This is a genomic window from Aliamphritea hakodatensis, from assembly GCF_024347195.1.
In the GTDB taxonomy this organism is placed as follows: domain Bacteria; phylum Pseudomonadota; class Gammaproteobacteria; order Pseudomonadales; family Balneatricaceae; genus Amphritea; species Amphritea hakodatensis.
In genome coordinates this window covers 4,108,793-4,122,307 of sequence record NZ_AP025281.1, presented here as the reverse complement: position 1 = coordinate 4,122,307, position 13,515 = coordinate 4,108,793, and the positions used below count along the sequence as shown (strand labels likewise).

Genomic DNA, 13,515 nt, shown 5'->3' with positions numbered 1-13,515 from the left:
CTTGGCGTAGTCTGAACAGATCTGCCTGCATTGCATGCAGCAGCCCGCAGGTTTGAAACCGTGGGAAAGGATCTCCCAAGCAATCACTGCGGATAACATGTTTCGGCTATGTGTCCGGGAGAACCGCGTGAGTAAAGATGTAAATTTTGCCCACCTGACTGCCTTTGAATCGGTTGAGCAACTGAGCGCATTTGATGTGATGCCGGACCCTGTCTGGGTATTTGACGTGGATGCCTACGGTTTCTGGTGGGGCAACGCCCGTGCCGTAGAATACTGGGGCCTTGAACATTATCAGCAACTGGTAGATAAAGACCTTTCCTCTGATACCGACGGTGCCCGTAACCGGATACGCGGTATTTTTGAAAAAGCCTCTCAGGAGGGAATGACCTCCGATCCCTGGACAACGTATCCTAACGGCGAAGCCACCACGGTACTGATCCGCCACAAAGCCGTACTGCTGGGCCCGCAGCGACACCGGGGTATTATCGGTTTTGTGCTGGAAGAACACCAGCTGGGTGAGGCAGAGCAACTGCTGTTTGCCGAAGCGACCCGTTATGCATCTGTTGCCGTGACCAGCTATACACTGGACGGTGATCTGTTATTTGAAAACCCTGCCTCGGCAAATCTGTATGGCTATGATAGCCGGGATAATCTGCCGGAAAATGTATCTCTTTTTGAAAGCCGTTTTTCTGATCCGCAAGAAGCCCGTGAACGGCTGGAGAAAGGCCGCAAAGGGGAAGACTGCCGCCACACCCATCTGATGGTGCCCCGGCACGGTGTGCAGCGGCATGCTGTAGACATTCGCAGCAGCCGGCATCCGATCACCGGTGAATATCTGATGCTGGTGTCTGAATATGATGTGACGGCGTTACACAACGCGTTGCAGGAAGCAGAACTGGCAAAAGATGAACTGAAAAAACTGGCTAACTATGATGCGCTCACCAATTTACCCGGTGTGCGGCTGTGTAAGCAACGGATCGACCGGGCGGTGGATACTGCCAGAGCGAATGATCACCGTTTTGCGCTGATGTTTCTTGATCTGGACGGTTTTAAGGCGATCAATGATACCTATGGCCATCTGATTGGTGATGATTTGCTGAAAGTGATTGCCAGGCGCCTTTCCGGGATAGTCCGGGAAAGCGATACCGTTGGGCGCATCGGTGGCGATGAGTTCATTATTCTGCTGGAGCATATCAGTTGTCAGGAAGTCGCGGTGGTGATTGCCCGGGAAATCCTGCAGATATTTGCTGAGCCGTTCCGTGTAATCAGTGAATGCGGTGCTGATCTGAGACTGGATGTAGGTGTCAGTATCGGTATTTCGGTGTTTCCTGATTATGCTGCCGATGCTAAAGAGCTGTTCTGTCAGGCGGATCAGGCCATGTATCAGGTGAAACAGGCCGGTAAGAATAACTTCAGCCTGGCCGATACCGCTGAGTGTTAGCTTTTGCCCTGTTTTCTGGCGGAGGTAAACGCGATAACCAGCCAGCTGGCCAGCACAAAAGGTGCGGTAAATACCGGTATTCCCGCCATCTGAAAGCCCCGGGCAAGTAATACGCTGATCCCAATGCCCAGCAGCGGGAGGATAAACCGGCGTGGAAAGTATGCGCCCAGCGCTATGCCGGTCAGTACTGCGTTGTAACTGTAACTGCCATTATTGATCAGCGGCCCGGGGAAACTGAGAATGCCGGCGATGAATACGCCTGTGGCGCTGGCAATCAGTGTCCACATGGCGGCCGGCCGTGAATAGCAAAGCAGGCCGGCGAAGCACAGAATGCCACTCAGGGCATTATCCTGAAAGACGACCTGACCGATGCCTCTGGCAACCGCTGTATAGAACTGATCGATCTCTGTGCCGGTTGGCAATGCGGGCGGGCTGAGCTGTAAGCCGCCGGCGATCAGTAAAATGACCCAGCCGGTGACAATATACGGGGCGGTGAACGGTGGCAGGGTGCTGCGTTGCTGAAATTGTTGTAACAGCAACGCGGTGAGGGCGCTGCCGGCAATGATCAGCAACAGTGATGTCACTGTGATGGCCAATGTGTTGCTGATTGCCAGCGCCAGCAGGGCGGCGTTGAACCCGTACAGCCCCTGACTGACATCCGTTGCGCTGACTTTCAGTAAGCGGGCGGTTAACAGGCTGGTCAGAATGGCGGCCAGAGCAATGAATGCCTGGCTCAGGGCATTTACGGCAATGGCCAGAATAAACAGGCAGCCTGCCCGGCTGCTGGGTTGCAGAAAGATCTGACCATAGCTGCGTAATATCGCATTGTGGCACATGTACTCAGGCAGTTTCAGCATGGTTCTGGCACGGGGTGTCGGTTAAACAAAGAGTTATGTTCTGTATTCTATGGGCAGTGCTTTATCTGCGCTATCCATAAATCCCCGTTTTCCGGTGATTTTCCGGCATATAAAAAAAGCAGGCTGAATGTGCCTGCTTTTGTTTGTTACCTGTGGATACACCGTTACCGGTTTACTCGGTTTCTTTGTTGAAGTGCTTACCCAGCAGTGCATGGTAGAAGTCATCATCTTCCAGCATGCCGGTGCATTTGCCCTCTTCACACAACAGTACCGGTAAACTGGTCCGGTGGCGGATCTCGATGGCGTCACGCATGGAGATATCCGGCGTGGTGATCATCAGCTGATTCGGCTGAATCAGATCCAGGTCTTGACCTTCCTGCCATTGCTGCAGGCTGAGGGGGGCTCCGTTGCGGCTCGCGCCGGCAGGGGTGCCGTCGGCGTTCAGGGTGACCCGTGTATCGGTGTGGCTGTCCAGAATCAGCGCGTCATCACGGCGTTCCAGCTTCCCGATGTCGGTCATCAGCGCACGGCCACGCAGTACGTTTAATGGATTCGTGTGAGCAACGAAGTCCTGTACGTAAGCATTGCTCGGATTCAGAACGATGTCTTCCGGCTTGCCGTGCTGGATAATCTCTGCGGACTCCATGATGGCAATGTTGGTGCCGATTTTCAGGGCTTCATCCAGATCGTGGCTGACGAACAGAATGGTTTTGTTGAGGCGTTTCTGCAGTTCGATCAGCTCATCCTGCAGCTGGCTGCGGATCAGTGGATCAAGGGCGGAAAAAGGCTCGTCCATGAGCAATATGTCGCTATCAATAGCGAACGCTCTCGCAAGTCCAACCCGTTGCTGCATACCCCCGGAAAGTTCGTGAGGATATTTGCCGTGCCATTCGTCCAGCCCGACCATTTTCAGTTTTTCCATGGCCATTTCGCGGCGGGTCGCTTTGTCGATACCCTGCATTTCCAGACCAAAGGCGACGTTATCCAGTACGGTTAACCAGGGCATCAGTGCAAACTTCTGGAATACCATGGATACCCGTTTGCTGCGCATGTGGCGCAGGGTGTTGGCGTCACACTCGGCAATGTTGACCATCCGTTCGCCGTCACGGACCAGCAGTTCACCGCGGCTGACTTTGTTCAGGCCGTTAACGGCCCGCAGCAGGCTGGACTTACCGGAGCCGGACAGGCCCATGAGTACGCAGATTTCACCCTGCTGAACTTCGATGCTGGCGTTTTTGACGCCGACCACATCGCCGGTGGTTTCGATAATTTCCTGACGGGTTTTACCCGCATCAAGCATCCGCAGGCTGTCGTGCGACCAGTTGCCGAAAATAACATCCAGATTACGGATGCTGATTGCGCTTACGTGTTCCTGCATATCAGTTGCCTGAGAGGTTGAGGCCGAAGTTAGTGAAGTCATGATTAACCTTCCTCCTTCGCGCCGGGTGCTTTACAGATACGGTCGAGAATGATCGCAACCAGTACAATCGCCAGACCGGCTTCAAAACCCTGTGAGATATTGACGGTGTTCAGGGCACGGATAACCGGCTTACCCAGGCCGTCGGCACCTACCAGTGCGGCAATGACTACCATCGACAGCGACAGCATGATGCACTGGGTGATACCGGCCATGATGTTTGGCATGGCTGCTGGCAACTCAACTTTATATAGCAGTTTGAACGGGGTTGCGCCAAACGCTTTACCGGCTTCGATCAGGTCTTCCGGTACCCGGCTGATGCCCAGATAGGTCAGACGGATCGGTGCAGCGATGGCAAAAATAATGGTGGAGATCAGACCTGGTACGACGCCTAAGCCGAACAGTACCAGGGTCGGGATCAGGTACACGAACGTCGGGATGGTCTGCATCAGATCAAGAATTGGCCGCAGTATGGTATATACCCATGGCTTGTGTGCCGCCAGAATACCGACAGGGATACCCATGATGACCGACAGGGTCGTGGCGGCCAGTACCAGTACGAAGGTTTCCAGCATTTCCTGCCAGTAGCCCAGATTGAGGATCAGCAGCAGGGCGACCACGACAAAGATCACCAGCGGAATACTGCGGTGCAGGAACCAGGCCAGTGCGGCGGTCATTGCCATCGGAACAAACGGCGGGAACATCTGGAAGATGTCTACCATCGACAAAATCAGCCACTCCAGAGAGACCGAGATGGCGTCGAATAATCCGGCCGCATTAAAGGTGAGCCAGTCGACGAATGATTCCATCCAGTCACCCAGCGGGATTTTGTTGTCGGTTATCCAGTTCATCAGAAAAAACCTTTTATATTCAGAGTCGCTCCGTCAGGCGGGCGCTCTGTTTATTATTGTTTGCCTGTATTTACAGACGGTTTTTGTGGGCCGGAAGAGTTAATCTCAACAGCGGTGCCTGCCCGTGCAACCGCTTTCCGGCGTTTTATCCAGGTCGCCAATGTAAGCGTTTAGGCAGCCGGGTACTGAGCGTCAGCCGGCTAAACTCTTACACTGTCAGGTATTGTGTGAAACGGTCGACCGGCCGCAACGGTTACCCGCTGCGGCGGTCTGACAGAATGCCGGTATGCTGCGCACAGCCGGCACGGTCTGATTAAGTCCGCAGACTTTTCAGGTCTGTTACAGGCCTAACTGGCCTTTAACCGCTGTCATTGCGTCGCCACCGTCTTTAGTGGTTACGCCTGCCAGCCATGCATCCAGTACCTGAGGATTGGCTTTGAGCCATTCTTTCGCTGCAACTTCAGGCTTTTTGCCGTCGTCCAGAATGGCACCCATGACTTCGTTTTCCATCGCCAGGCTGAATTCCAGGTTGTTCAGCAGCTTACCCATGTTCGGGCAGTCTGTGGTGTAGTTCTGGCGTACGTTGGTGTAAACGTTAGCACCGCCGTAGTTCGGGCCGAAGTAGTCGTCACCGCCGTCCAGGTATTCCATTTCGATGTTGGCATTCATCGGATGTGGCGCCCAGCCCAGGAAGACAACCCACTGGTCACGCTTAGCAGCACGGGATACCTGAGAGATCATGCCCGCTTCAGAGGACTCAACCAGTTTGAAGCCTTCCAGTTCGAAAGCGTCTTTGTCGATCATGTCCTGAATCAGACGGTTGCCGTCGTTACCCGGTTCGATACCGTAGATACGGCCTTTCAGCTTATCTTTGAATTTAGCAATGTCGGCAAAGCTCTTCAGGCCGGCATCGTAAGCGTACTTAGGTACAGCCAGGGTGTACTTGGCGCCTTCCAGATTCGCACGCACGGTTTCAACCGTACCGGCGTCGCGGTATTTAGCAATATCCGCTTCCATGGTTGGCATCCAGTTACCCAGGAATACGTCGATGTCGTTGTTCGCCAGAGAGGTGTAGGTAACAGGTACAGAAAGCAGCTGAGTGCTTGGCTTGTAGCCCAGCGCAGATACAACTTCACTGGTGACTGCCGTGGTGGCGGTAATGTCGGTCCAGCCCACATCGGAGAAACGCACATCATCACAGGAAGCGGCAAATGCCATGGACGCAGAGAGGCCCATTGCGACGGTTAACCCGCGCAGGATGTTCTGTGTTTTACGGGTTTGCTGTCGAGTCTTCATGAGTTTTTTACCTTTATTGTTGTTGTCTTCTCTCAGGATTTTCTGAAACCAGAAAATCTCCCCTTGCTTACAGGTTCTGTTCCGGAAATGAGCCCGGCGACAAAGCCTGAAATGAGTCTTATGGTAACGGCTCAGTGGGCTGATGCCCTGCGGTTAGTCCTTTAACCTGAGCCCGGTAACAGACTGCTCTGCAGTTACCGGGTTCGAAAAACAGTTTGCCCCTGAAAGATAATAGCCGGGAATCAGGCCGCTATCCGTCAGGGGACAGTGTGGTTCAGATTTCGCGTTTTGGCGTACCGATACGCTGACGTTCCTGCCACTGTTCATCAATCCAGACGTCAACGTTGGCATCCGGCAGAGCTGCTTTACCCAGAATCATGTCAGCAGCTTTTTCCGCCACCATGATGCTCGGCGCATTCAGGTTGCCGTTCGGGATGGTCGGGAAGATGGAGGAGTCCACCACCCGCAGGGATTCAATGCCCCGAACCTTACATTCGTTATCCAGTACCGCCATCGGATCGTCATCCGCACCCAGTTTACAGGTGCATGAAGGATGATAAGCACTTTCTACATTTTCCCGTACCCAGCGGTCGATATCTTCATCGGACGTGATGTTAATACCTGGCTGAATTTCTTCGCCGCGGTATGCGTCCATCGCTGGCTGGTTGAGGATTTCACGGCTCAGGCGGATGGTGTCGCGCCAGTCCTGCTTATCCTGCTCAGTGCTGATGTAGTTGAAGATAATCCGTGGCTTAGCAGCCGGATCATTGCTGGTGATCCAGACTTTACCGCGGCTTTCCGGTTTGTTCGGGCCTACATGAACCTGGAAACCGTGGCCGTCGAATGCGGCCTGACCGTCGTAACGCATGGCCGCCGGCAGGAAATGGTACTGAATATTTGGCCATTTCAGACCTTCACGGGAACGGATAAATGCACAGGATTCAAAGTGGTTGGTGGCACCCAGACCGTCTTTAAACAGGATCCAGCGGGTACCGATCATGCCTTTGCTGATCAGGCCCAGTTTGCTGTTCAGTGAGATTGGCTGTTTACAGTGATACTGGAAGTAAACTTCCAGGTGGTCCTGCAGGTTTTCACCGACACCGGGCAGATCCTGAACCACATCGACCCCAGCATCCTGCAAGACTTTAGCCGGGCCAATGCCGGACAGTTGCAGCAGCTGTGGTGAACCGATAGAACCGGCGCTCAGCACCACTTCTTTACGGGCGGTGGCGGTTTTAATGCTGCCACCCTGCTGGTATTCAATGCCGGTGGCTTTTTTGCCGTCCAGCAGAACCTTGCGGGTCAGCACGCCTTTCATCAGTGTCAGGTTCGGGCGCTTCAGAGCCGGGCGCAGATGCGCATTTGAAGTAGATGCGCGCACGCCGCCGTCCACGGTCATATGCATTGGGCCGAAACCTTCCTGACGGTAACCGTTGTAATCATCGGTGGTCGGGTAACCTGCTTCTTCACCGGCATCAATGAATGCCTGATACAGCGGGTTGAGTTTCATCTCATTACCGTTGCAGGTGCCAACAGGGCCGCTGCCGCCGCGGTAATCATCTTCACCCTTGTACCAGGTTTCTGCTTTCTTGAAATAAGGCACACATTGCTGGTAGCCCCAGCCTTTGGCACCGTGCTCTTCCCATTCATCGTAGTCACAGGCGTGGCCACGGACATATACCATGCCGTTAATGGAGGAACCGCCGCCCAGTACTTTACCGCGCGGGCAGTGCATTTCCCGGTTGTCCAGATACGGTTCTTTATCCGTATGGAACTGCCAGGCATATTTCTCGGTGTTCATCGGATACGACAGGGCTGTCGGCATCTGGATGAAAATGCTCTTGTCGCTGCCACCGGCTTCCAGTAGCAGTACCTTGTTGTTGCTGTCTTCTGAGAGGCGGTTAGCCAGTACGCAGCCGGCAGAACCTGCCCCGACAACAATGTAATCAAATTCAGTATTGCTCATCAGTTAACCTCAGTTATAAGGGCAGTCGATGTCGCCCAGCTCAACGAAGACGCTCTTTACCTGGGTGTAGTGGTTCAGGGTTTCGATACCGTTTTCACGGCCGATACCGGATTGCTTGTAACCGCCAACAGGCATCTCAGCAGGAGAGGCGCCCCAGTTGTTGATCCAGCAAATACCGGCCTGCAGGCGGGCAATGACACGGTGAGCACGGGAGAAGTCCTTGGTGAACACACCGGCTGCCAGACCAAATTCGGTATCGTTAGCGCGGCGGATCACTTCTTCTTCGTCGCTGAAGCGCAGGATGGACATAACCGGGCCAAAGATTTCATCTTTTACGTTCGGCATGTCGTCGGTGCAGTCAGCAAACACGGTAGGGGCAACAAAGTAGCCTTTATCCAGTCCGTTTTCAGTAACACGGTTACCACCACATACAAGGCGGGCGCCGGCGTCTTTGGCGGCATCGATGTATTCCAGTACCTTGTGCATGTGCTTTTCAGAGATCAGTGCACCTACCTGGGTGTCCAGGTCGGTCGGATCACCAACAATCATACGGCCGGTGCGTTCAGCGATCTGGGCAACAAACTCGTCATAGATGCTGTCGTGTACAAATACCCGGGTACCGTTGGTGCAGACTTCGCCCTGAGTGTAGAAGTTGGCCAGCATCGAGCCGGATACGGCATTTTTCAGGTCCGCATCGTCAAACACAATCAGTGGTGATTTACCGCCCAGTTCCATGGTCACATCTTTCAGGGAGCCGGCGGCATCAGCCATGACTTTCTTACCGGTACCGCATTCGCCGGTGAAGGATACTTTTTCGATTTCCGGGTGGCGGGACAGGGCCTGACCGACGCGGTAGTCACCCTGTACAACGTTGAATACACCGTCAGGCATACCGGCTTCGGAGTAGATTTCAGCCAGTTTCAGAACCGACAGCGGGGTTTCTTCAGACGGTTTGAACACCAGTGCGTTACCGGCAGCCAGGCACGGGCCTGATTTCCACATGGCGATCTGAATCGGGTAGTTCCAGGCACCGATACCGGCACATACACCCAGTGGCTCGCGGCGGCTGTAGAAGAAGTTACTGCCGCCCAGATCCTGTTGCTGGCCGTGAATCGTGCCGGCCAGGCCTGCGAAGAATTCCACTACATCAGCACCGGTTGCGATATCGACGCAGTTGGCTTCCTGCATTGGCTTGCCGGTATCCAGTACTTCCAGAGCGGCCAGTTCATCGTTGCGTTCACGCAGGATAGCAACGGCTTTCATCATGATACGGCCACGTTCAGCACCGGACATCGCTGACCATTCAGCAAAGCCTTTTTTAGCACTTTCTACTGCAGCATCAACGTCTGCCAGTGAGGCCTGCTGTACTTCACCGATTGCTTCACCGGTTGCCGGGTTACGGGTAATAAAAGTTTCACCGGAGGTGGCGTCCTGATAACGGCCGTGGATGTATAAGGCGTGTTGCATAGTCTGTGTACCCTGTGAGCAATCGGTATCGCGAGGTAAAGCAGCGGTGGCCGATGGCTTAGATTTTTTATTAATCGGTCATTTAATTAAAAATAACTGTGGCGATTTTTTGATCCGATGTCAAATCTATTCACTGTCCGGGCCGGGAATGGTCGCGGATGGTCAAGTCGGAAGGTGGCTTTGAATATCAAAAGGCTGAAAGTGTTACCGGGTGAGAAATTTTTCCGGGATTGTTATCTGTATGGGTAATGCGACCGCTATTATCTTAAAAGCGACATCTGTTATAATCGCGGCCTCTTACAGTGGTGCGGATGAAGTCTGCTTCAGCCACTGAAATACCTCTGGCCGTGCCCGGCCGCCTGATGAGAAGTGAGAACACCGTGAACACTAAGTCTGCCAGTGAAATTCTGTTGCTGAAAATAACCGGGGTTGATAAGCCCGGTGTAACCTCCTCTATTACGGCGATGCTGGCCGGTTATGCGGTGGATATTCTGGATATTGGCCAGGCGGTGATCCATGATTCTTTGTCCCTGGGAATTCTGATCGGTGTGCCGGCCGGTGCTGAGTCTTCGCCATTATTACGGGATGTGCTGTTCAAAGCCCATGAGCTCGGTGTTCAGGTGAGCTTTGATCCGGTGGATGAAAGTGCTTATTCCCAGTGGGTGGAAGAGCAGGGCAAAAGCCGGCATATCATTACTCTGCTGGCGCGTAAGATCAGTGCAGAGCACATTGCGGAATTGTCCCGCGTTGCGGCTGATCATGGTCTGAATATTGATAACATCAGCCGGTTATCCGGACGGGTGGCGCTGGAGACTGATCCGGCAGCGAAAACCCGCGCCTGTGTGGAGTTTTCGGTACGGGGAATGCCGGCGGATGCCGAAGCGCTGCGTACTGCGTTTCTGGGGCTGGCAAAGGAAATGGATATTGATATCGCTATTCAGAAAGATGATATTTATCGCCGTAACCGCCGCTTAGTGGTCTTTGATATGGATTCCACTCTGATCGAGGCTGAGGTGATTGATGAGCTGGCTAAAGAGGCCGGCGTGGGCGATCAGGTAGCGGCAATCACTGAATCGGCAATGCGCGGTGAAATCGACTTTACTGAAAGTTTTGCCCGCCGGATGGCATTGCTTAAAGGATTGGACGAATCGGTACTGGAGCGGGTTGCGGCCCGGCTGCCCCTGACAGAAGGGGTAGAAGAGCTGGTGGCTAATCTGAAGGCGCTGGGCTTTAAAACAGCGATTTTGTCCGGTGGCTTTAACTACTTTGGCCGTTTTCTGCAGCAGAAAATGGGCTTTGATTATGTGCATGCCAACGAGCTGGAAATTGTTGATGGCAAGGTGACGGGCAATGTTGTGGGCACTGTGGTTGATGGCCAGCGTAAAGCGCAGTTACTGCGGGAAATTGCCGCCAGTGAAGGTGTGAGTCTGGAGCAAACCATCGCGGTGGGTGACGGCGCAAATGATTTGCCAATGCTGTCTATTGCCGGGCTGGGCATTGCCTTCCGGGCGAAGCCTCTGGTACGGCAGAGCGCCAAGCAGGCTATTTCCACGCTGGGGCTGGATGGCATTCTTTATCTGATCGGATTCCGCGACCGGGATACGTTGCAGGAAAGACTGCCGTCTGAGTGAACAGGCTTCAAGACAAAAAAAGGCTGATTGTGATGCAATCAGCCTTTTTTGTCTGGGTTCGGTTCAGTCAAAGAAGTCGTATTCCATCTCCGGCTTGGGGGGCTGCAGATAGTAGCCCTGAATGAACGGCACCCCGGCCTGCCAGAGTCGGCTGAGCATGCGGGTGTCTTCTACCATAGGCGCGATGCAGGCAATCTTGTCTTTGTTCAGCTGTTTGATCAGGTCGGTGAAGGCCGGGTTGGTTTTGCCTTCCTGATTAATATCGTTCAGATATTTCTGATCCAGTTTTACCAGATCCGGTTTGGTGTCTGTACACAGCCGGTCAGAATCATCGGATATTCCAAAATGTTTAATACAGATTTTACAGCCAAGTTTTCGTATGCCATGAATGAATTTGGCCGCTGCCGCCTGATTTTCCCGGATATCAGCTTCGCTGATTTGCAGACAAATCAGTTTGGCCGGAATTTTCTCTTCATTAAGCGTTTGGCGTAGCCAGGTAAGCATTGGCTGTGACTGCAGGCTGCTCAGGGTCAGGTTAATAAACAGACGTACCGAGAGGTCATTGCTGAGACCTTCATGGATCTTTCTCAGGCTGTGCTCGATGACCCATTTATCGAGCCGTACGCTGGTTGTAGGGCTGTCAAGGCTGGCGATAAAGTCGCTGGGGGAGATGGCGTCAGCGTTATCTTCATCCTGCAGGCGAAGTAACACTTCATAGTTACCGATTCCCTTGTTAGCCCGTAATGAAACAATAGGCTGGAAATGCAGGCTAAAGCTGTCTTCAACCATAGCATCACGGATCAGATCAACCGCTTCGTCGGTCTGATCTTCTGCGGCTTTAGCCGGAGCCTGATAAAAACTGATGCCATTTTTGTCAGCGTCCAGCGCCGCGTTTGCTGCCTCTTCTGCCCGGTCAATCAGTTCCAGATAATGGGGGGTGTTATCATTAATGCCGGTGATGCCGATGCTGCACTGAATATTCAGTCCTGTGCCTGCTATATTCTTACCTGCTTTAATAATGGCTTTGCGAATCAGTTCAGCTATTCGCATCGTTTTATCCAGATTAGCGTCCTGATAAAGAATGGCAAAGACATCTTTTTCCAGGCGGGCGCAGGTATGGGTCTGACTGACTTTGTCGCGGAACAGGGTCGCCAGTTCTGCCATCATTATGTCTGAACCCTGCTGCAGGGTGTCCTGCAGGTCATGGTAGTTATCCAGACGAATATAGAGCAGATTGGCATCAGCGCCTCCCAGAAGGGCTCTCTGGGCGGTCATCTCAAGTTTATCAAGCAGGAAGTGTTTGTCTCTCAGGCGGGTAGCGGTGTCAATGTTTTCCAGTGTTTCAGCTTCGCCGTATCCGTCAGGTTTAAACGCCAGCTGGATGCAATCCTGATTTTCAAACCGGCTGTGTTTAACTTCAAGAAGGGTTTTGAACAGGGTACCGTCACTGCGGCGTCCGGTCAGTTCAATGGAATCACCTTCGCCGGCACGGTGCTGAAGACCGGACAGCAGGTTGTTGAATTCGTTGTGATGATCCGGGGAGATGAAGCTCAGCAGGCCGTGACGCTGAAGGATGTGGGCACCGTCAATTGCCAGCAGTTCATGGCAGGCATCGTTACTGAAGATGGGTGCCATTACGAGGTTCAGGTAGATGATGGCGGAACGGGAATTCTCGGCCAGCTTCTGATTATTTTTTTCGGCTTCCGCGAGCAAAGCTTCCAGTTGCCGAACCTGTTTGCGTCTGTCGAGATGCTGGAGCTGCTGATGAATCTGCAATAACAGCAGTTCGGTTTCAGCCAGTGACGCAACCGCTGCCATGCCATCCCGGATTCCCAGGATATTGGCCTGGCGGGTATTGTTCGTTACCAGCTGGATGATGGGGATATCTTTATCCAGACGCTGAACCATTTGCTGGACATGTTTGGCGCTGATGTCTTTGGCCGTATGCTGACTGATGATCAGATCCCAGGAGCGTTCACTTAAGGCCCGGGCAAACTGGCGTGGGTTATGAATATTTTTACTGCGGGGGATCAGCCTGACCTGTTTAAGTATCGCCAGAATCGGTGAAACTTCCTGTTCACTCAGGCCGACAAATAAAATATAAACGTTCTGCTGTAATCGTTGCCGGTCGCCGTTCATGGCAAGGCGAATTGTAGCTTCCGGTAGGCTGCTTTCAATTTTCATATTTTGGGCACAGTATTACGTTTTTGAGTTGGATTTTTGTTGTTTTTTAACTTCTTATCAGGCAAGTGTAGCCCGTTTGGTTTTGCCTGTCAGTGGCTTTCCTGTTTAATAACTGAAATCCACAGGGTTTTCTTAATCTCAGGACAGGCGTGCCGGGCCCTGTGGGAAGGCTTGTCTGAATACGCTGTAGCAATAATGAACGGCTGCGTTTGAATGGCTGATTAACAGGTTTGCCGGTGGCGGTTGTTAAGGTGAAAAAAATTCGGTTTGTAGCCGGTTTATTTCCCTGGTTTTGTTTGAATATGGCGACAGATTTTTCAATAAAAGGCTCCGGGTCATTGAGCCGGATAGCATGGTTGTAAAGCTGGCTTTGTTATTATCTGCAGAAACCGGTGATATCTGACT

At 52.9% G+C, this 13,515-nt stretch carries 9 protein-coding genes; 2 read left to right on the top strand and 7 right to left on the bottom strand.

Annotated elements, in window-relative coordinates:
- Window positions 1–127: 127 nt before the first annotated feature.
- Window positions 128–1,441, top strand: coding sequence for a sensor domain-containing diguanylate cyclase (locus tag PCI15_RS18910; RefSeq protein ID WP_271271463.1), 1,314 nt, complete (start codon window positions 128–130; stop codon window positions 1,439–1,441).
- Here PCI15_RS18910 and PCI15_RS18905 read toward each other — a convergent pair.
- The 6 genes from PCI15_RS18905 to betB all read right to left on the bottom strand — a co-directional run bounded on the left by PCI15_RS18905 (window position 1,438) and on the right by betB (window position 9,295).
- Complete coding sequence (locus PCI15_RS18905) at window positions 1,438–2,298, bottom strand: urea transporter (RefSeq protein ID WP_271271462.1); 861 nt, start codon at window positions 2,296–2,298, stop codon at window positions 1,438–1,440. The two genes, PCI15_RS18910 and PCI15_RS18905, sit on opposite strands and share 4 nt — an antisense overlap.
- Window positions 2,299–2,470: 172 nt before the next feature.
- Window positions 2,471–3,718 (bottom strand): choline ABC transporter ATP-binding protein, encoded by a 1,248-nt coding sequence (gene choV / locus PCI15_RS18900; protein ID WP_271271461.1) that lies wholly within the window; start codon window positions 3,716–3,718, stop codon window positions 2,471–2,473.
- Window positions 3,719–3,720: 2 nt separating this feature from the next.
- A complete protein-coding gene (choW, locus tag PCI15_RS18895; protein WP_271271460.1) occupies window positions 3,721–4,566 on the bottom strand; it encodes a choline ABC transporter permease subunit in 846 nt (281 codons plus the stop codon).
- Between the two features lie 339 nt (window positions 4,567–4,905).
- Window positions 4,906–5,802, bottom strand: coding sequence for a choline ABC transporter substrate-binding protein (locus PCI15_RS18890; protein ID WP_376787847.1), 897 nt, complete (start codon window positions 5,800–5,802; stop codon window positions 4,906–4,908).
- A gap of 334 nt (window positions 5,803–6,136) precedes the next feature.
- On the bottom strand, window positions 6,137–7,828 hold the full coding sequence (betA, locus tag PCI15_RS18885) for a choline dehydrogenase (RefSeq protein ID WP_271271458.1): 1,692 nt from the start codon (window positions 7,826–7,828) through the stop codon (window positions 6,137–6,139).
- Window positions 7,829–7,837: 9 nt separating this feature from the next.
- Window positions 7,838–9,295 carry a betaine-aldehyde dehydrogenase gene (betB, locus tag PCI15_RS18880; RefSeq protein WP_271271457.1) on the bottom strand — a complete coding sequence of 486 codons (1,458 nt, stop codon included), beginning with the start codon at window positions 9,293–9,295 and terminating at the stop codon, window positions 7,838–7,840.
- 362 nt (window positions 9,296–9,657) lie between these two features.
- Between betB and serB the strand changes: the two genes are divergently transcribed.
- On the top strand, window positions 9,658–10,926 hold the full coding sequence (gene serB, locus PCI15_RS18875) for a phosphoserine phosphatase SerB (protein WP_271271456.1): 1,269 nt from the start codon (window positions 9,658–9,660) through the stop codon (window positions 10,924–10,926).
- 63 nt (window positions 10,927–10,989) lie between these two features.
- Here serB and PCI15_RS18870 read toward each other — a convergent pair whose 3' ends face one another.
- Window positions 10,990–13,110: an EAL domain-containing protein gene (locus tag PCI15_RS18870; protein WP_271271455.1), complete on the bottom strand. Its 2,121-nt coding sequence runs from the start codon at window positions 13,108–13,110 to the stop codon at window positions 10,990–10,992.
- Window positions 13,111–13,515 lie beyond the last annotated feature (405 nt).